The 21508-nt window shown below is 37.7% G+C and carries 15 protein-coding genes; 1 reads left to right on the top strand and 14 read right to left on the bottom strand.

The genetic code is table 11. From position 1 onward, the window contains the following. Positions 1–24: 24 nt before the first annotated feature. The 5 genes from RIC88_RS10820 to RIC88_RS10800 all read right to left on the bottom strand — a co-directional run bounded on the left by RIC88_RS10820 (position 25) and on the right by RIC88_RS10800 (position 10316). On the bottom strand, positions 25–5751 hold the full coding sequence (locus RIC88_RS10820) for a PKD domain-containing protein (protein ID WP_350217558.1): 5727 nt from the start codon (positions 5749–5751) through the stop codon (positions 25–27). Positions 5752–5753: 2 nt separating this feature from the next. Then, entirely contained in the window at positions 5754–6689 is a 936-nt protein-coding gene (locus tag RIC88_RS10815; protein WP_350217557.1) for a sulfotransferase, read from the bottom strand. A gap of 160 nt (positions 6690–6849) precedes the next feature. Next, positions 6850–7578: a class I SAM-dependent methyltransferase gene (locus tag RIC88_RS10810; protein WP_350217556.1), complete on the bottom strand. Its 729-nt coding sequence runs from the start codon at positions 7576–7578 to the stop codon at positions 6850–6852. Positions 7579–7590: 12 nt separating this feature from the next. Further along, positions 7591–8979: an oligosaccharide flippase family protein gene (locus RIC88_RS10805; protein ID WP_350217555.1), complete on the bottom strand. Its 1389-nt coding sequence runs from the start codon at positions 8977–8979 to the stop codon at positions 7591–7593. Between the two features lie 23 nt (positions 8980–9002). After that, positions 9003–10316, bottom strand: a complete 1314-nt coding sequence (locus RIC88_RS10800) for a glycosyltransferase family protein (protein ID WP_350217554.1) — start codon at positions 10314–10316, stop codon at positions 9003–9005. Positions 10317–10653: 337 nt separating this feature from the next. Here RIC88_RS10800 and RIC88_RS10795 point away from each other — a divergent pair, with 337 nt between their 5' ends. Then, entirely contained in the window at positions 10654–11613 is a 960-nt protein-coding gene (locus tag RIC88_RS10795) for a glycosyltransferase family 61 protein (protein WP_350217553.1), read from the top strand. On the opposite strand, the gene RIC88_RS10790 is transcribed toward RIC88_RS10795, so the two are convergent. Genes RIC88_RS10790 through RIC88_RS10750 form a run of 9 tightly spaced genes read right to left on the bottom strand, consistent with a single transcriptional unit; the run spans position 11587 to position 21484 of the window. Beyond that, positions 11587–12801, bottom strand: coding sequence for a glycosyltransferase family protein (locus RIC88_RS10790; protein ID WP_350217552.1), 1215 nt, complete (start codon positions 12799–12801; stop codon positions 11587–11589). The two genes, RIC88_RS10795 and RIC88_RS10790, sit on opposite strands and share 27 nt — an antisense overlap. Beyond that, complete coding sequence (locus RIC88_RS10785; RefSeq protein ID WP_350217551.1) at positions 12802–13623, bottom strand: glycosyltransferase family 2 protein; 822 nt, start codon at positions 13621–13623, stop codon at positions 12802–12804. Continuing rightward, positions 13620–14705 carry a glycosyltransferase gene (locus tag RIC88_RS10780; protein ID WP_350217550.1) on the bottom strand — a complete coding sequence of 362 codons (1086 nt, stop codon included), beginning with the start codon at positions 14703–14705 and terminating at the stop codon, positions 13620–13622. Before RIC88_RS10780 ends, RIC88_RS10785 begins: the two co-directional genes overlap by 4 nt. Next, positions 14705–15847 (bottom strand): glycosyltransferase, encoded by a 1143-nt coding sequence (locus RIC88_RS10775; RefSeq protein WP_350217549.1) that lies wholly within the window; start codon positions 15845–15847, stop codon positions 14705–14707. The genes RIC88_RS10780 and RIC88_RS10775 overlap by 1 nt, the downstream gene beginning before the upstream one ends. Positions 15848–15865: 18 nt before the next feature. Next, complete coding sequence (gene asnB / locus RIC88_RS10770; protein WP_350217548.1) at positions 15866–17728, bottom strand: asparagine synthase (glutamine-hydrolyzing); 1863 nt, start codon at positions 17726–17728, stop codon at positions 15866–15868. Next, a complete protein-coding gene (locus tag RIC88_RS10765) occupies positions 17697–18701 on the bottom strand; it encodes a glycosyltransferase family 2 protein (protein WP_350217547.1) in 1005 nt (334 codons plus the stop codon). The genes asnB and RIC88_RS10765 overlap by 32 nt, the downstream gene beginning before the upstream one ends. Beyond that, complete coding sequence (locus tag RIC88_RS10760) at positions 18671–19354, bottom strand: class I SAM-dependent methyltransferase (RefSeq protein WP_350217546.1); 684 nt, start codon at positions 19352–19354, stop codon at positions 18671–18673. Before RIC88_RS10760 ends, RIC88_RS10765 begins: the two co-directional genes overlap by 31 nt. Next, positions 19341–20657, bottom strand: coding sequence for a hypothetical protein (locus RIC88_RS10755; protein WP_350217545.1), 1317 nt, complete (start codon positions 20655–20657; stop codon positions 19341–19343). Before RIC88_RS10755 ends, RIC88_RS10760 begins: the two co-directional genes overlap by 14 nt. Positions 20658–20659: 2 nt before the next feature. After that, entirely contained in the window at positions 20660–21484 is an 825-nt protein-coding gene (locus tag RIC88_RS10750; RefSeq protein ID WP_350217544.1) for a polysaccharide biosynthesis protein, read from the bottom strand. Positions 21485–21508 lie beyond the last annotated feature (24 nt).

The following is a 21508-nucleotide window of genomic DNA, read 5'->3' as shown; positions in this document are numbered from 1 at the left end:
AAAGACCCTAACGGGATGATGCGATTAAAGTTTGACAACTTTTCGCTTATGAAGGGTTCCTAACACTTCAATAGAAATGAAGTAAATACCCGGATCGAGCGAACTCATATCAACAAAAAAGTTATTGAGTCCGGCTTTTGATTCAAACATTCGATCCATTTCAATCTTACCGGCAGAATTGGTCAGAACCAAATGGGCTTGCCCGTCTCTTGGTGTGATGACTTTCATCCTAAATCGATCTGTAATTACAGGATTAGGGAATGGGTCTTCAACTTTTACTTCTGGTTCAATAGTTAGACATTTTTCATTGTTAAGGGGATCAACATCATCATATCCAACATATTGAGAGTTTAGTTTTGCACACAAATAGCTGGTCTGAGAATTGGTGGAAATTGGAATCCCTAGATTTAGACTAACCAAACTGGATTCACCCACATCAATGAATTCCAAGATCTGCTCTATGATAGTAAATTGGCCTTCCAGCGTCACTTCCACATCCGTTAGCTCAACGGGCAGATTACTATTGTTTTGAATCTCAAGGAATATTTTTCCAGTATTGTTCTCATTTACTAATTCGAAACTTCCGATGGAAAGGTCAACTACAGGGATGGCAATTTCAATTTCCTGAGTGGTGGTATCGACGCAACCCAAACTATTTTGAGCCACCAGACTAACTTCGTGTATTCCTGATTCTGTAAAAACTATACGCTCATCTTCGGGATTTTCACTTATAAACTCACCATTTAGCAGCCACTGAAAGGATACGCCACCACTCGAGGTGTTGGTAAATGTTAATTCCTCTTTTGGTGTCCCATACGTTTTAGAGCTGGTGAAAGATGAAACCGGGGAATCATTAATCTGAATTGTTTGAGTGTAGCTTGTCATGCAACCTCCGGCTGTTTCCACCTCAAGCTGAAGTTCGTAAGAATCATCAGTAAGCTCGAGAAATAATTGCGACCCATTCCCAACATTAGCTCCGTCCAACATCCATCTTCTTGAAATGATTGGATCAACCATACTAGTAGACATATCTATAGCGCTTATCAATTCATTATCGCAATCTCCGCTTAGCGAAAAATCAACGGTGGGTAGCTCAATTATTTCAATGGATTTCGTAATACTTTCAGAACAAAAATTTTGACCGGTTACCTCCAATGATACTTCGTAAGTTCCAGCATCTACAAAAATATGACTGATATCTTCAGAGCTATAGTTTATACCATCCACCGTCCATAGCCAGGAATTTAGGGAACCACCTGTTGAAGCATCTTCAAAAAGTGATTCTTCACCCTTGCAACCTACAGTAATGGTGAAATCAGGGACAGGAGCAGTCATAATATCTATGTCTTCATTGTAAGTAGATTCGCAACCATTGGAACTGGTGACAGCCAGAGAAATATTCTTAATACCTGCTTCAGTGAAATTTAAAACTGGGTTTTGCTGAGTAGATACTTCCATTCCATCCACAAACCATATCCAACTAACCAGGTCAGCATTGGAAACGGTGCTTAGATCAGTAAATGTTACCCCATTATCCGAGTCGCATGGTATTTCGAAATCAAAATTGACTTGAGGATTATCTGAGACAGCCACTTCAATAGTTGTTGTTTGATCGCATCCATCTTCATTTGCAGCAGTCAAGTCCACTAAATAATTTCCTGCTTCAGTAAATATATGACTTGGGTTTTCATCTGTTGAAGTAAATCCATCGCCAAAATCCCATAGATAGGAAATTGCATCTGTGCTGGTATTCGTGAATTGCATGGATTCATTTTGGCATACGGAGTTAGCAGAGAAGTTTGCTGTTGGGCTTGGATTAATAGTGATCGTTTGCTGAGTTTGATCTTCACAGCCTGGGATGCTAGAGGTGAGAATAATTGTTTTTGATCCCGATGTTGTAAACGCAAATGATGGGTTTTCTTCATTTGAAGTTCCTACAATGGTGGAGGTAGCATCATCAACAAACTCCCAAGCATAAGTCAAAGGACCCGTATACGAAGCATCATCTGTTATATTGCTAAAATCAATGTCTGCCCCAATGCAATATCTTGATGCCGAAACATTGAAACCCGGAACCGGCGGCTCTGCATAAATAATAATCTCTTCCTCATAATTGTTACTACAGGTACCATCGGTTACCTCCAGCCTAACCATGTATGTACCTGCGCCCCCCAAGGTATCAAACAACACCTGAGGACTCTCCGCATCACTGTCCTCTATCCCATCACCATTGAAATCCCACGAATAGGATGTGAGACCCAGAATCGAAGGAGTGAAGGTGTTGGCATTGGTGATGCAGCGCGAGTCATCGATGGAAAAACTGGCATCTGGAGCCATCTGATCATTGACAACTATAAGTTTTGTTGAGATGTCTTTTGTTCCGTTTTCATGGATGGCTGTCAGGGATACCTCATAGCTCCCTGCCTCAGTAAAACTTATCGGATCTGGCATCTCCTGCGTTGAAAACAGCCCGCTAACCGAACAGCTATCTTCAAACACCAGTCTGCTCACCGAATTGGCGATAAAATCCGTTGTAAATACAATCAGGCTGCCATCCTTACTGACCAAAGATTGACCAGCCAGGTCATTACCAAGGTTTAACCCTGATAATACCTCTATTGATGGTGTCAGGTCTTCTACGTCCGGGCCAAAATTCAACCTTACCAAATTACCCGACCGAAGGTTCACCAGACCGTATACGTCAGAGCCGGACCTTACCAAATTCAAGTCAGTCGGAGAGTTAAACGTAATCCCGCTCATATCGATTTGTGTGACTGTGAAAGTGCTTGTAATCGTCGCTCCGAAATCTAAATGAAATAGCTTCCCTGATGTAAAAGCATCCAAAATCGCATACCAACTTCCACCCTCACGAATCAAACTTATATCCCACAGCCGGGTGGCCCCACTTATACTGACAGTTGATTGTGTAGGTGCAGATGTAATATCGCTTCCAAAATCCAGTATATGGAGGTTTGCTCCCGAGAGTATAATTGCTTTGTAGCTACCATTATCGTTGATCAATTCCACTCCATCGGTGGTGGTGATTCCCGTGACCGATATATTCGCTATCGTTGGCGACTGGTCTATACCATCTCCAAAAGTCAAAAGGTGAATGAGCCCGTCATCCAGATTGCCCGTAATACCGTACCAAACTGTGCCTACTTGTAGTAAGCCAATACCTGACGGGCCATCCAGTAGCTCTCCGAAATCACCAAGATCGACTTCAGTAGGGTCTGACAGCAAATCAGCACCAAAGTCCAAACGCAATAATGTATTTGAATTACGGTTTGTTATGAACCCATACCAACTGCCATTATCCTCGACCACTTCTATCTCGAATGGCTGATTTGTCAATGCCAGTGACTCCAGCTCTGATGTCAGTGGTGTCACCAAAATATCTTCCGAACAAAAATCCCATTCATATGATGCTGCATTAGCAGATTCGTTGACAAAGGTTACCTGCTCATCTATACAAGCTTCGTCCACCGATGAAAATAATGAAGTAGGTTCGCTAGCAGCATTAATCGTAACAGTCTTTGAAACAGTAAATGCACACCCCTGATAGGTGGTGACATCCAAGGATACCAGGTAATCTCCGGGTGCAGTGAATGTATACTCAATAGTATCTTCACCAAACTCCGCACCTTCCACATTCCATAACCATGTCTCCACCGAATCCCCACTGTGGGTTAAATCCTCCCCATAAAAACGGGTCGGAAGATTCTCTGTAGTGACATCCACAGAAAAATCCGCGGCGGGAGTATCACTCACAGTAAGCAACTCCGAATATTCTGTCTCGCAACCAGCATCATTGGTCACCGTGAGGCTTACGGTATAATCTCCGGTAGCTAAATAAGTGTAGGTAGGGTTGGCATCTGTAGAACTCCCCGTTCCATCTCCAAAGTCCCAACTGTATCCGGTAATCCCCGTTCCCTCTACCTCACTCGTAAATACTATCGCTTCTTCAAAACAATTGTTTGAATAAGTGAAGCTAACTAATGGACCATCTACTATGGTGATGTTCTGCTCTGTAATGGCTGAGGAACAACCTGGCAAAAAACTCTGAAGTGTGATCGTCTTTTCACCCGATTCTGTAAACGTATAAACCGTGTCCTTCTGACTCGCTACTTCACCATCTATGACCCATTGATACGTAAGTACATCATCATAGCCAGTCTCATCTGTCGTGTTCGTTAGTGTCAGCTCATTGTTTGTACACAATGAACCACTGCTGGTTACTGTAAACGATGGAACCGGCGGCTCTGCATAAATAATAATCTCTTCCTCATAATTGTTACTACAGGTACCATCGGTTACCTCCAGCCTAACCATGTATGTACCTGCGCCCCCCAAGGTATCAAACAACACCTGAGGACTCTCCGCATTGCTATCCTCCATCCCATCACCATCAAAGTCCCAGGAATACGATGTGAGACCCAGAATCGAAGGAGTGAAGGTGTTGGCAGATGTAATGCATCGGCTCTCGTTAAATGTGAATTCAATTGCGGGTGCAACATTGCTATTAATGGTGATTGTATCAATTAAATACTGAATGGTGGAATCTCCTACGAAAGAAATTTCAAAGGGGAAATCTCCGGCCGAACTATAAGACACATTAGGACTAGAACTATTTATAAATTCATCGGAAACATCACATGTTTTTTTAAAGCTTATATAATGCACTTCATTCGAAGAGAAGTTTGTATTAATTGCAATCCACTCTGAACTGTCTTTTACTACATCTAATCCAGAGCTATTATTGTCAAATAGGCTAAAGGCTCCCAGATTGGTTATATCAGGAGATGTAGAAGATGGATCTTGGTCAAAGTCATATAGAAATAAACTACCAGCCCTGGTTTGCATAAGAGCATAGAAGTCCGTTCCATCTTTTACATATCTTATATCAGCCGGTGACCCAAGGGAATGCCCCCCGTTCGAGAGTTCGGTTACTGTAGCAGAATTTGTGATACGTTCTCCAAAATCAAGATGGTAGACTTTTCCATTTCCGAATGAAGTTGCTAATCCATACCAATTACCTTCATGATTTATCACATCAATCCCAAAAAGTCTGCTACTGCTACCAATTGAGAACGAGCTGAATGTTCCGCTTGAAGTAGGAGAATCTCCAAGGTTAATTATCCCAATAGTAGAACCATAAGTAACCAAAATCACATATGAGCCAATAGAATCAGCAACAACCTTAAGTCCATCTGCGACAGCAGCTGGTATTTGGCTGAAATTACCCAAGTCATTTGCAGTAGGATCTGAAGACAGATCATCGCCAAAGTCTAATCGGATCACTTTCCCATCATCTCTATTCATCAAAAAACAGAAATAATGATCAGCACTATCCAGAAAAGAGATAGAAACGGGACCGTCTATAAAACCATCTTCTACACTGACTTCACTTAATGAAGGTGTGCTTTTTAAGTCTGATCCAAAATCAGCTTTGTATAAAGCATCTCCATTTCGGCTTGGAAAAAAACCTAACCATCCATTATCGTAAAGTAATTCAACACTAAATGCACCATTGAGGAGACTAGAATTAGTCAGAAAACCTGCGGTTGGAGTTTTATTTAGATCACCAGGGCAAAAATCCCATTGATATTCGGAGAATCCGGTAGATTGATTATCTACTTCAAATCTTTCATTTATGCATAAGTCTTCGGGATAGGATACATTTATAACCTGAGCTGTCAGAACAGTCGGAGCAAGAATCACCGCCAAAATCAAATGTAAAACCAGTCTCATTGCTAGATAGCGTAATCCTGCTTTAAATGATTATAGTAATCCACACAATACGTTCTCAGATGATCGGTCCACTGTTCTGGCCATTCATTTATATCCTTTAACGCGTATTTGGCCTGGTTTGATTTAGTAACGGAATAGTTAAAGTCAGACTCACCAATAAATGAGATAAGATCATCTAATTTTTTATTTAAGCTTTCCAAACCTAGCACCATCCACCGTTCCCTTTTTACAGCTGATAGCTGATTTTCAATCAATTGATTCCAATACTTCCAATACCAGCAGTTTCTTTCAAATGAGTCCATTTCCCTCCATTCTTTTTCACTAAATTCATTACATAGATATCCATTAATCCGAAATTTGCTAAATATTTTCGATGAATAGACATCTGGTTCAGAAGCCACCACATCATATCCAAATTCAGTATTAGCAAACCATCCCCTGTGATATGTTGAATTAACAACATCTGCAGGGTTTCTAATCAGCCATATAAACTTTGAGTCAGGATAGTGGTTCGCTAAAAAATCGATGAATGGAACTAGTTTTTGGTCTGAAATGACCAATTTTCCTTTTTGATCAATGGAATCTAAAATGGTATGCAAGCAATAAGTTATCTTTTGTTTGGATGGCCCATTATTGAGAAATTCGTATGCTAAAGGAACCAGTTCATCTGAAGGCTCATGTATCCCATGAATTTTAGTATTTTGATTGAGTGTTCTGATTATACTGTTAGTCCCTGACCTTCCTGTACCTAATACAAAAACAATTTGGGATGATTTACTTTCGATTTTTCTGCTTCTAGAGCCTATGATTAGGGGGCCTTTGTCATTCAAGTCATTTCTAATTATTGATCCTTTTGCCAAAACCTGATCTTCTTCTACGATAACAAGACGTTCATTTTCGAGCTTAACATTCCGTTCTATAACGCATCCCTTTTTCAAGATTATATTTTTAGGATGTGTTGCCCTAAGAATTCCCATAAAAGCAACATCATTAAATCTATAAATATTGAAATTTCTCCTAAGTAGGTAGATATTAATTAGTTTAAAAACCTTCTTTTTTATAAAAAGCGGAAGGAGGGTTACAATGAACTCAATTAGATCAAGAATCATTTTTTTCCGCATCAATAAAAATGATTTGTTTTAGTTTTTTACCATAAAAAGGTTTCAAAATTGATGACACAAACCCTTGTGGGATTGCTCCATAGTAGTCGGTTTTGCAGATATTAAGATTGACATGATTAAGCATGCTTTTTATGTCTCCAAAGTCAAATACTCTAAAATGTCCCATATGGCCGATTGTTTCCAATTTGCTGAATTCTTCCACTGGATCGCCCTGATAACCTAACCCCTTCAAGTATTCATATCTGGTAAGCACAGAAACGTTCGGTGTACTTAAAATTAATCTTCCCGAGGGTTTCAATACCCGAGATATTTCCTTTAGGGTAAAAATTGGATTGATCCTTAAATGCTCCAACACTTCGAGAAAAACTATTTTATCGAAAGACTGATCATCAAAGGGAAGTTTTTCCGTTTCAATGTCACATTTCTCAATGTGCAAGCCGTTCGAATTGATAAATTCCTTATTTCTATTAGGTTCCAGATCTACACCGGTAACATTGCATTCACTTGACAAAAGATAGGTTAGGTGGCATGGGATACTACCTATCTCTAGCACAGAGTCCCGTTTATCGGCGTTTATAAAACCCAATGAAAATTCATATCTACCAATATTGTTCTTTAAGTAATTACTCCACCATTCCCTTATTTTCTTATCAATTAAATGAGTCTGGGTTTCTAAGAACTTAATTTTCTCTTCGAATTGATTCATAATGGTGCAAGGTTAAAGTAGATGGTAGCTGTAAGCAATTAAAACAATCACAGAGAAGCAGACTGCAAATGTGAAAACAATACCAATTAATAGTTTGATTGCTGTGTTTTTTTTCAACAGTACCCATATCAAATCAGTTAAATTCACAAGAGTACCAAAAGAGCTTAAAATAGCGTATAAAATCATAAAATTATAAACCCCAACATCGAATAGGGGCAGTAAAAGTGGTGCAAGCCGAAAAACGAGTGATAATGTATTCAGCTTAAAAAGCTGTTTTTCTCTTTTCATTATCCTCCAAAATCCTGTATATGGAGACAAAACAGCAATAATTACATACTTAATACCTAATAGCATGGCAATATACCCTGCCACTTGCCACTCGTCTCCAAAGACAAATGGAAAAATGATCGGTGCTAATAATGAGAGGCCAGTGGTGGGAATTAAGCTGCCAAAAAATGATATCCTAAATGTTTTTAAGAAAAGAGATGGAAGATTAGATGGGTTTTCCAGATATACCTCATTTGCTTTCTGAAAGAAAACAGGACGCAGAGAGCTTTCAAACAAACGCCCCGGAATATTGAGCAAGGCAACTGCGAATGTATATGCACCTACTGTCTCAATACTATAGAATGCTCCAATAGCTATTAGTGGGAGGTCTGCTGCCCATTTGTTAAGTAGTTGAACAGGGAATATAAATTTTGGCACATTTATATTCTCGAAAAACACCTGCTTAAGGTGCCTAATATTTGGTTTAAAAAAATATTTAAGGAATATAAGTTTTGTCTTTGATGAGGTCTGGGTGAACAACAAGGAGATGGATCGAACGAAATCACCTAAGAGCAAGCCAATACCATTTGCAAAAGCAAAAAGTCCAATAAGAATGGTGCTCACCCTGGAAATGAAATTTGTAATCAGTGAAGAAGTCGTATTCCTTTTGAATCTTTTTTCGCGAATATTGAATGAGGAAAAGCCCCCATTAAGTACTTCGAGCATGATCATGGTCAGTATCAGTGGAATGGCCAGGACGGATCCTTCAAAATTGAAAAGCCAGCCATCTGCGATAAGAAATATAGCGAGTGCTATAATAGATGCTACAACTGCTTGAATAAATACCAACTTTAAAAGTGCGTAAAAATCCAGCTTAAATTTTGGGAGCACATAGACAGAGGAAAGAGAGAGAGATGAGAAGAATATAATATTGGTAATGATCAAGTTGTAATAAGCATATTCGCCATACGCCTCCGGAGTAAATATCCTACTGATTATAGGAGAGAATACTAGCTGGAGAATAAAATTGAGAACGTTTCCTGAGAAAACTATGGAAACGTTTTGAGTAAATGATCCTTTGGTTTTGATCGTTTTAATGCTATTCCATAAATCAGATAGTATTTCTTTACTCATTTAAGAATCTTCTTTATGCTTATTTAATTAATTCCAGAATCAGATAGATGAGATTGAATCAGACTTGACATGATCTTCACCTGATTTTCCCTGGAGTAAAAATTGATCTGATTTATATCCCCACCACGATATGGGGGTTTATGCTCAGATAACCAGGTCTGATATTGAATTTTTAAAATCTTGTATACTTCTTCTTTAGAGTTAGCGATGAACCCACTTTTTGTTTCCTTAATTAGCTTAGAAACAACACCATTATCATCCGGCACCATCAAAATGGGGCGCATAGCTCCCAGATAATCAAATATTTTACTTGCGTAGGTTCCAGGAGCGTCAGGAAAAGAAGGAAATAATAAAAGATCCGACTTGGTCAATTCATTTATCATTTCATTTTTTGGAATTCGATGAGTCACCAAACAATATTCTTCAGATAAATATTGCCTTATTCTCTTCACCGGTTCATACATAAACCCACTTACTTTTTCCTTTATACCTCCTGCACGATCACCTCCAACAAACTTGATCATAAAGTGCTTTGGTTTTTCTTTATCAAGAAATAGTTTGGCTCCTTTTAAAAATGTATCCAAATCCTGATGTTCGTAAAGGGAGCCAGAGTGAATTATGGTAAACACTTTATTTGTATTTACAGTATTTGTATTTACAGATCTTTTGAATTCCTCCCTATCAAATCCATTAGTAATAACATATCCATTTATAGCAGTCAGGGACTTAAGTTTCTCCATCCACTCCGTGCTGGTAATCGTAAAAAAAAGTGCGCTATCTAGCCACTTACTCCAATAATATTTTGTAATCGCATCCTGCAGCCTCTCAACAAAGGATGGTGCATAATTTTTATGAATTATTCTGTTGTGCCATAAGTCTCTGAAATCAAGCACGTATGGTATATTATACTTTTTGGAAAGTTTATAACAAAGCTTAAGATGATGGTGCGGAGAAAAAATTCCGATGATTAAATCAAATTCTTTCAAGTCTAATTGGTTTTGGCAATAATCAATCATGCCCTGATAGGTTTCCATATCGTGGATGTAGCTATCAAGATATCCCAGCATCCATCTAATGAATATGCTCACCTTATTTACTAATGGCAGTGATTCCATCAGATTTAGCCATGCACTTGTCAGGGTCTTTTTACGAGGTACCCGTATGATCCTTCCTGTCTTAAACACCTCTGTCGGAGAATCTTTCGGAGTGACGAATTGGGTTAATATTGTTGGATCTATACCATTTTTACTAAAATGTTTTAGATATGCCATTGTCCGATAGGATGCAGTGACATCTGAAGGTAAGGTGAATATTGAAAGTACAAGTACTTTTTTCATTAATCAAGTGCTGTCTTCAGCAAAATAACTAGGTTAATACAATAATGAGCGAAAATGAAGTTTTGATCACTGAGTTCATCCCATTTTCCGAACAAATCGTAAAATTGGCAGACCAAATGCAACCTTATTCAAATCGACAACCAATCTTATGAAGATATATCCTGGAATATTATATGATCTGTATTGGAGGTTGAGATCATCTTTGAAAGTTGGAATTGAAGATCATAAGCGTTTTGCAACCAGGTCCTTCATTGAATTGCACCCTCATAATGAAGTCTCATTCGATCTCGATGAAAAACAATTAAAAGAAGATCCTTCGAATCAAATGGCCGCTTACATGGGCAAGACCTTTCAATTATCTCAGGTAGGTTATAAAGTATTAAAAAATATTAATTTGATTGGTGCAGCTGCCATTGCTGTAAATACTTTTGGTAGAGTATATCTACAAAGCTGTCTTTTAGACATTTATTCACTCAAAAATTCAGGAACGCTTTTCCTCAGTATTCCATTTTTAAAGCGCAAAGTAAAAAGAATCGAGAACGCTATAAGCATCGTTAATCTTTACAATATTGGTGGAAATTTTAATTATTTCCACTGGGTCAATGATAGTGTTCTACTCATGGAAGCTTGGCAGCATTTTAAAAAATCAGCTGGCATGGAACCCTATGTTATTATACCAAACAACATACCACGGCAACAATTACAATTTTTGAGCAAAATCGGGGTTCCGGATAATAAGTTAATAAGCTGGGAAGGTAAGCGAATGAAGATCGATAATCTGATTCTCTACTCCACTAATAGAACCAAAATGAAACCCATGGATCTTTTACATCCAGGACCATTCAAATGGTTAAAGTCTTGCATTCAAGTTAAGACCTCTTCAGCATACAGGAAAATTTTTGTATCTCGTCAAAAGAGTAGAGGTAGGAGGTTTCTAAATGAATCAGATTATAAATCTTGGATCAAGTCTAATGGCTTTGAAGAAATTTATCTGGAAGAATTAACCGTTTTAGAACAATTGAAAGTATTTCAAGAATCTAAAATCATCATCGGAGCACACGGTGCGGGTCTTACAAATATTTTCATGTGCAATCCTGGGACACGGATTGTTGAATTATTTGGAAAGCCTCCGGCCTTCTATACGGATTTTTACCGGCTTGCCAATCAACTCCACTTAAAATATCAATTTGTTGTATTCGATTATAAAATACATCCTGATCAAAGTAAAAAGGGATATCAGGAAATTGATTTAATCTTTGATCCACAAAAACTAGATACCATAGATTTTTCTAAGTAATTCATCTATGCGTTCTTTAGAACGATACTCAATTCCTACCCTTCGGATTCGATCTACTTGATCCGTTTTTTCTTCAAGCAATAAGCCTTCAATCGTTTTATAAAATGGAGGGTCAGGTGCCATGTTAAAGTCTGGAGTTACTACGCCAATCTGATGTTTTATTGCGTAGATGTCATCTTCAGCAACGCCTGATGTAGTAATGTAGGGTAATCCTATTAGCATGTATTCCGCAACTTTGGTAGGTGATCGATATTTCTGATTCGGACTTGGTGGTACTCCACTAATCCCAAAATCAGCAGCATTCAAACAACCAAGCAAGTCTTCCTGAGACAGATTTCCAGTGATGATAAAAGAATCCGTTGGTAGATATTTAGAAAAAAGAGCAGATATCTCCTTGTGATCATTTGAGGTTACAATAAGGAATTTACATGAGTCTATATTTTCAAAGATATGCTTACATAATCTAGGAATACCTTCTTCATAATACAATCCTCCGAACTTACCGACATAAATAAATACCCTCTCATGATTCTCAATCATAATTTTTTTTCTGATTGATTTTCTCAGCTCAGGACTAGGTTTAAAAATATTAGGGTCCACTGCAGTTGGTGCCCTAAATAGCTTCGCATTTGATCCCCTCCTTTGCAGTTCTTCTACCATCCACTTTGTGCCGGTCATAATAACATCTGCATGCATCCCGGCTTTCCATTCCAGTTTATTTAAAATCCGATACTTAAAATCTGATGAAGACCAATACCCTAAATCTACCATAAACTCACTATGCGGCTCATAAGAATATACCATAAGCTTCATATTCAAAAACCTACTAAAAACATAGCCAAAGCTTGCTGAGACATTAGCAAAGCAAAAAATAATTTGAGTTCGATAACGGATGCGAATCCATGAAACCAAAAGGAATCCGCACAACAAATCCCATGCTTTTTTGAGTAACAAGAACTTACCAGTATGAAATTTTAGAGGCAACCAGAATATATCAATCTTTGCTAATTCTTTTTTAGCTATTAGCTTTTCTTCTTTTGACATACGGTAGCGTACCTGCTCAAAGGTGATTAAATAGAACTTGCCTACCCTGTTTGGAGCAAGGGTTTTCAGATAGCTTAGCATCAAATTCTGAAAAAGCGGATCTTTGAAACTATTGTAAATAAATACCAGCGTATTACCTTTCATTTAAATCCAGTATTTCAATAAACATCGGAATGCTGAAAAGATGTCTTTCCCGTCTAATAAGTGAGATAGCGCCATTATTCTGGTGACCCTCGCCTTCAGGTAGACTCTTTGTGAAAATGATCCTATTTGTTGAGAAACTATCCTGTTTATTAGCTTATAGTATCCATCCTCCAACCCTTTAAGGTTCTTCATTGTATTCGAGTCTGTCTGTCGATACCAAAGCACCTCGTCATTCACAAAGTCATACCTACCATTATGCTGACTACATATAGTTATATAGAAATAAAGGTCTTCAGCATGTGTCATATCTTCATCGAACCAATAAAGTACATTAGGAAGCTTTTTAATCATCCATGTATTTCCAAACAAACAGGAACGGTCTAAAGCAATCAGCCGGTCAAGGGGTCTACCTGTGTAAGCAGGCCTATAACACTCATTCATAGGCTCAAGATGATCATTTACATAGATAACAACTCCATCAACAAAATTTAAATCGCGATCTGATCTAAATTTCAATATCCTACTATTGATTGCATTTGGTGGTAAAATATCATCAGCATCCAGGAAGCAGAAAAAAGCTCCTTTCATTTTCTGCAAGCCCAGGTTTCGAGCAGCACCTACCCCGAAGTTTTCTTGATGAAAAACCCTTATCCTTTCATCCGAAAATGATTTTGCTATAGCTAAAGATAAATCTGTGCTTCCATCATCTATAATTAATAGTTCCCAGGTTTCATACACTTGATTCAAAACGGAATCAATCGTTTTTCTTAAAAACTTTTCTGCATTAAAAACAGGAGTTATTATGGAAACTAATTCACTCACTTTGGAAACAATATGTTTTCTATTTGCTCAACCCTTTTTTCATATGTATTGCTGCGAGCAAATGACTTTCTTTTTTCTACCAGTTCGGAAGTATTTAATGCCGTTAGGTTTTTGGCAACATTAGTGACAAGGCCCGGCCACTCCTCGTTTTGATATACCATATTCAGCAAATTTCTTCCTTCATATTCAGCTGTGAAGGTTGCCACTATCGGATTTCCCGTGTTAAGATACTCTAGTATTTTATGAGAATCTGTTTGATCTTTATGATGCTTTTGCTGATAGGCAACCATCAATATGTCCGCAGCATTAAGATAGCTGTGAATTTCATCGCTGGAAACCGGAGGCAGGAAGAAAACATTATCTAAATTCATTATTTTCTCTTTCCAAACGTGTGTAGAATTATAGGCGGCTAGAATGCTGCCTCCACTGCCAATGAATACGAAATCAAGATCAATATTTTGTTTTGAGGCTTGATAAAGAATTTGCCAATCCAGGTGTTTCATTGCCAAATTTCCAGCATAAAGAGCTTTGACCTTGTTCTTGCCCGGAAGTTTCGCAATTACGTCTGCCTCACCAATATTCAGCGCATGGCTTATTTTAAAGGTTCGCGGATTAAACTTTAAGAGACGGTTTATTATCTCGTCTGTGACCCCAAAACAAAAATCTGCCGAACTAGCAGCTCTTTTTGTCTGAAAATCCTGATTTAAATCAACGATATGAGAAATCTTAATTGATGCCGATAATGCATCCAGGTCGAAGAATACCGAATTATCAAACGACCATACAATATCAAATGAGGTCTGCACCAATTCCTCCAGCCTCTTATAAATTTTTCGTTGATTGATTTTTCTGACCAAGCCGGGTAAATAATGAAGCCCTTTGACAAATCCATTATAATTAACAATATATAAGTTTTCAATCGAAGTTTTAGTAACAGAATATTCTTTGTCTTCTGCCGGTGGATTTAAGAAGTAAACACGGTGGCCCTTTCTTGCAAGAGTTCTGGCGTAATGATGTTTGGAAACTGCAAGATGATCCCAGGACTCAGGAGATATTAGGAGAATGTTTTGCTTTGATTCCATTATTTCAGTTCTTCCTGATATAGTTTTTCAAGCTTGCTCATTTCATTTGATCTATTTCCCAAATTGAGCACTCGTTCATAAGCTGCATTTACCATTCCTTCTACCTCTTCTGTAACAGCCATTCGAATCTTATTCGCCAATTCCTTTTCATCCCAAGAAGAAAGTCTCATCACTCCTTTTCCGAATAGGTCCTCATCATATTCAAGTGGCCCCAGGATCAATGGCTTTTTGAAAGCCATTGCCTCCATTGCACTCACAGGGGCACCATCTGATTTAGGATTCATTATCACAGCTTTTGCGTAAGCATATAAGGTATAAAGCTCATTCTGGTTTTGAGAAGGTAAAAACAGAATCTCGGTATCTGTTTGTTCAGCTATTAATTCTTGGATTAATTGAACATAATCCCTTTTCTCAGAATCCGCATCCAGAAAAACAAAAACATAGTCTTCTTTAATTTCTAACGGTAAAAATTGGAAAGCTGAAATCGTAAATTCATGATTATAAATCGCGCTCATTTTTCTTGGCATTAATATGAAATTGCGTTTTTTCAAATCATCCGGTAGAAGTGAGTCACTGTATTCATCCGCATTTGGAATATCAATACCTGTTCTTATGATGACAGGTTCGCATTTAATCTTAAAATGTTTTTTGATTGAATCAATTTGCTTTAGGGAAGTTGAAATGATACGATCGTAATAAGAAAATGCTTTTTTGTACAGGCACCTAACGTAAAGGTTTTGGATAGAGAAATTTCTAAAGTGGTCGGGAATGGTCACTAATACATCAGTTCCTCTTGTCGTTAGAAAAAATTTAACTCCCAAGTAGTTTTTCCCCAGCGCCCAAAGTGCATTGGGTTCTCCATAAAGTACGTGTATAATGTCAATGTTTTTATCCTTGATTATCTTTTTTAATTGGCGAAATGCTCTTAGTGTGTAGAAAAATCTAGGAATGGAAAAAACCCCTAATGGAGGAACGTAGTGAATATTTGCCTCGCCAAGCCTATGATGAATTTCTTTAGAAGCAGATTCTAATTGATGTTTTTGCGGTATAATGTAGCAGGAGTTTTCTGGTTTTGCAGAAAAATACGATATCCACTTAATATCATGGATGGAGTTCGGGTTTGCAAAATAGATAATATTCAAACTTTCGGCTTTTCTATGCTAGTCTAAAAACTTTCTACACCATATCTCAAAACAGATGAGTGACCATATCTTATTCCCATGATTAGCTTTTAAAGACTGATGTTCATCAAGAATGCGATTTACCACATCAATATTAAAAAATGATCTATTTCGAAATTTTTCATCTCTAAGATATTCATCTATTAGCTCTCGGTATTCATTTCTCAACCAATGTGCGAGTGGAATTCCAAAACCCATTTTTGGACGTTTCATCACGTCCATGGAAATATACTTTTGTGCGAGTCTCTTAAGCAAATACTTACTTTGATTATGCTTGAATAAAAGATTCTCTGGAAGGTTAATAGCCATGCTTACCAATTCTTTATCAAGGAATGGAGATCGCACTTCCAATGAGTTCTTCATAGAGGCCCTATCCACTTTTACCAGGTAATCGTTCAGTAAACGTGTTTCAAAAGAAGCTCTCAAAAGTTGCTTCACCGGATTATATCGGCTTTGAGCAGACCAAACTTCCTCAAGATATGACTGACTATAGTTGCTAAATGACTTTAGGATCAACCGTCTTTCTTCCGTGTTGAATCCGATATCTCGAAGTAAGCGTTTGGAGCCAGGCCAATCATTATATTCCTTTAAAGAACCATAGTTATCGGACTTTGGGATAACTCTTGATAACCCTTTATCGATGGGGGTCACTATTTTTTGAATCAAGTCAGAAGGATATCTCTGTTGAAAGTTCTCTGCCTTATATGCGAGTAGATATTGTGGGTATCCTCCAAAACTTTCATCCCCACCATCTCCTGAAAGGGCTACCTTCACATGCTTTCCGATTGCTTTGCTGATCATGAACGTAGGAATAGCAGACGAATCAGCAAAAGGTTCACCATAATACTCCATTAAATCTACAATCTCAGATATCTCTATTGGTTTTAAAACAATATCCTCATGATCTGTTTGGTATCTGTCTACCACTTGATGTGCCTGAGGAATTTCATTAAATTCATCAATCTCAAACCCTACCGTAAATGACTTTACAGGCTCAGAAGAATTGGCCGCTAAAATTGAGGTCACCAGTCCTGAATCTATTCCACCACTTAAAAAGCAGCCCACCTCAACATCAGCCACGGTTCGCTTAACAATTGATCGGGTCAAAAGCTTTTCGGTCAATTCAAGAGCCTCTTTTTCTGTAATTCCTGTATAATCCTGTTCCTCCAGAAAAAAATAGCGAGTCTCTGTTTTAGATGGGTGACGTGTGTTTATCGAAATAAAGTGACCTGGTTTTACCTGAAAAATTTCCCTCCAAATTGTAGATGGTTGAGGGGAGGTCAATTCCGCAAAATAATAATCCATTGCATCTGAATTGATTGTCAGCTTGTTTCTCGCCACACTCCAAATTGATCGAATATCAGAAGAAAAAAGAAACTCGGTATCATCACTGAAATAATACAAAGGCTTTTTTCCAAAGGGATCTCTTACAAGAAATACCTGATCAATTCGCTTATCAAACAATGCAAAAGCAAACATGCCATCTATTCTTTCAAGCAAGCCACTCAACCCCCAATGTGTATAACCCACGATGATCACCTCTGTATCTGAATGAGATTTAAATGAGGCCCCTTCTTCTTCTAACTCATGTCTAAGGGTCTTGTAGTTATAGACTTCTCCATTAAACACAATTGTGATCCCAAAGTGCGTCATCGGTTGATTTCCTGCTTCAGACAAATCTATGATGCTTAATCTGGTGTGTGCCAGGCCGATATTATTATGGATGTAATAACCCTCAAAATCAGGACCTCTCTCTTTTAAGAATGCTCCCATTCCCGACAGAAAATTCCGATCTACTGTTAGCGGACTATTATATCCTATCCTTCCTGCCAGTCCGCACATAATTCAATAAAGTAATTCTTAAGCAATAAGCCAATGTTCTGATATTCCGAAACGAGAAAATATTTGATCTGACCGCCTTTGTAGCTGCATCTATTGCTGAACGATACATTCTGTTATACATAAACCATGAAGCATACTCTACATAAATAAGAGATCGATCTGCAATGTATGGGGCGGTCAACTCACTCTCTTTTTGTTTGATCATCTCAAATGCTCCATTATCAAGATCATCCATTCCAAATTCCCTTCTTTGCCTACCAAAATATTGAACCATTTTCGCACTTATCATTTTTCTTACGTCGATTTCCTTCGACAAAGCACTGGAGTGCTGACGGTAGTAATATAATGGTTGATCAATGTTATGAGAATAATTATTCTCAACTATCCGATATGACCAGTCATAATCCTCTGAACCAATTCTATTAAAATAAGTCCTGTATCCGCCTACCTCCTTTAACACTGATTTAGTTATCATGATAGTAGCACCACAAAATTGAGGGGATTGAGCTATTCTAGCTTTTATTTCATTATCCTTTTCCGTTTTTTTTTCCTCATATATAATGCGTCCTTCTGTATCGATCCGGTATACAGAGGTTCCACAGATTCCTAATTTTTGATTTCTAATGAATTCATTTACCTGAATTTCGATTCTTTGTAAATCTGAAATATCATCAGCATCCTGAAATGTAATTAAATCTCCGGTGCACTGTTCAAAAAGAAAATTACAAGTTTCTAAATAGCCTTTATTGATGCTATTCCTAAAAACCTTCAGTCTATCATCTTTTAATGATTGAATTTTAGTCCATGATTCATCGGTAGATGCATCATCAGCAATCAGGATTTCAAGATTATTATATGATTGATTTAGAATGCTTTGGATGGATGATAAAAGATAATCCGAGGCATTGTAAACCGGAATGACTACACTAATTAGCGGGTTTGTTAAGCTAGTTTGCATAACACTACCTGACATGTGTTCAATGGTTTTCGCTTCCTTATATGGTAGAACCATTCCCTTGCAGTATACTTTTTTGCTCTAACCAGCCTATGGTCAACGATATTTAAGCCCTGACTTGAAATATATTTGTTGAATTCCTCAAAATTCCACTCGCGAACATGTTTTTTGTTGTCAGGTGGACCGTACGTGTCATAACCTCTAACCAAATCCCTTTCCGGAGTAGAGATCAACAGAAGAGAATTTTCTTTAGCACATGATTTCATTTGCTCGAGCATTTTTCCCGGACTAACTAAATGCTCGATAACATCAATTGCCATAATTAGGTCATATGGTCCATCAAAGTCCTGGTTCGATTTATCTAAGTCAAGCGAAATCCAATTACCAACTCTATAGGTGTTTTTGCAATATCTGATCGAATGCTCAAAATCAATTCCGGTAATATTTTTAGTTATAGGGGAAATATATTTAATCAATTTATATCCCGACCCAGATCCAAATTCAATTACCTTTTCAAGTCCATGTAATTTTAGAACAGCAGCAGCAAATTTATAAACCTCTATTTGCCATATTTTATCCATTGGAGGACTCGTATATTGTTTGACCACTTCACCCTCATCATTGAGATTTTCTATATATCCTTTCTTTATATAATAGTTATTTACTTGCATATCTCGAATTCTTTAATGGCTTATCTGTAGCTAATATTAAAGCAGAAAAAAAGAAAGGTAACATTGGTATTTTGTATCTCATTAACGTTCCGAAATTTCCAGTACTAACCCCTACGGCAAAAGCAAATAAAATGGAAAAAGTAAAGCAAAAAGTGAGAAAAGGATCTTTTAATATTTGTCCTATTCGCCCTTTCATAAACATTCTTAAGCTAAAAATCAGCACAACGAATGATTCTAAAGCTGCTAAAAGCATTAAAGGATTTTTGACCTCCCATATAAAAGGCCTAAATAAGCTTACAATGATTGCCTTTGGTGCATGGCTGATCATACTTTGCCATGTACCGTCAAGCCTACCAATATCATATCCTCCATCTCCTTGATTTCGAGCTCCCCATCCGTATCGGATATCATAAGAGGTTATTGCTGCTCGTTGGGCTATATTATTAATATTGTATTCATCAGTAGAAGCGTAAATAGTAGAGAGAAAACCTAGGCCACTGAAAACAAGTAACAAAAAAGGTATCATCATTATCTTCAATATCCGATTTCTTACTTTTCCAATATTGAGCAGATAAATAAGTAGAAACACAACCGGTATGAAGCTTAATAAAATATAGGACTTGATCTGAAATATAAGTGCTGCTGCTAAGAGTGCCACCAAAACAGATATACCTCTCTTCTCTTTTAAGATAAGAAAATTGATGACGGACCACATCAGCCAACCCAAGGCTCCAAGCGTGATAGTATCTTTTAAAATTCCTGAGCCCCAAAAAATTACAGACGGTATAAATAAAAGTGATATGTGAAGATATCTATTATGAGGATAAATTTTGACTATTGATGAATACATAGCCCACTGACCCGAAAAACTAAAGCTAGCAAATAATAAGGCTGTAGCTGAATAGGTATGAAAAGTAAACAAATCAAAAAGCGCTGCAATTCGTACGATGGCAAATGACTTGATATCACGGTAATACCATATATGCTGACTATACTCATATGTTTCATCGGACCGATCCCCTCCTCCCGAATCAATAAGCAATTGGATTCCGGTGAGAGGACTATCTAAAAAAGCCTCCCATATCCATCGACTTCCATGAGTCCAATAATTGAAAGTATCACCGCCTTGATAATAAAATTGATAAACTAAGCCCAATCCAATCGCTCCAATAAATCGAGCCCAAAGTGCAATTAAAAAGTACTTTCTTGTAAATTTATTTGTTACAAATGGTCGTACAATAATTGCCAATGTACTTAGCAGAATAAGATAGATTGGTGTAACTATTAAATCCTGGCTTCCCAATTTTAAATCTTCTTTAGTTCTAAAAGCGCTGAAGATGAACTAACCCCATTAATTTCCTCATGCAATTTATCTCCAGGTCTTAAACCAATAATATCTATTTTACACTCAGGTCCAATCTTTTTGGCAAGCTTAAGTACATGGAATGAATTCATTTGAGGAACTAAAACCTCTTGCTTTTCAGACTCAAAAGCTTGAAGAACAAACTGAGCAGCCTCCTCCTGTGAAATACAAAATCGAGTAGCATCCGGATGAGTAACTTTAATTACTCCACTTTTTCGCTGTTTTTCAAAAGCTTCAAAAACGGATCCACGTGCTCCTATGATATTTCCAAGGCGAACGACTTTAAACATGTCAAAATTTGGTTCATTAGCAGTCAACCAGCCTCTTTCAGCTTCCTTCTTGGATTTACCGTATACGCCTATCGGATTTACTGCCTTATCTGTAGAGATCAAAATCGCTCTAGTGATATTATTCACTCTACAAGCCTCTATTACATTTTGAGTCCCAATCACATTTGTCTTGTGGCACTCCTCAGGATTCTTTTCAGCCATAACCACATGTTTAATGGCTGCAGCATGAATAACAAAATCCATTCCTTCCAGAACTTCCTTAAGTCGTGGAAGGTCACGAACATCTCCCAGCTTGTAATCAAGCATCGGATATTTCTCAGAAGGGAATGTCTCCATCATCTCCAATTGCTTGATTTCATCCCGGGAAAAAACGAGTATTCTACTCACTTCTGTCTCAGAAAGCTCCCGTACCAAAGCACGACCTAACGTACCCGACCCCCCTAAAATGGCTATGTTTTTCCCTGCGTAAACTGACATTTGCGTTATTCTTCGTAGCAAATA

The sequence above is a fragment of the Ekhidna sp. genome (assembly GCF_040220215.1).
GTDB lineage: Bacteria > Bacteroidota > Bacteroidia > Cytophagales > Cyclobacteriaceae > Ekhidna.
Note: the sequence above shows the minus strand (reverse complement) of the source record. Positions and strands in the feature narration are given on the sequence as shown.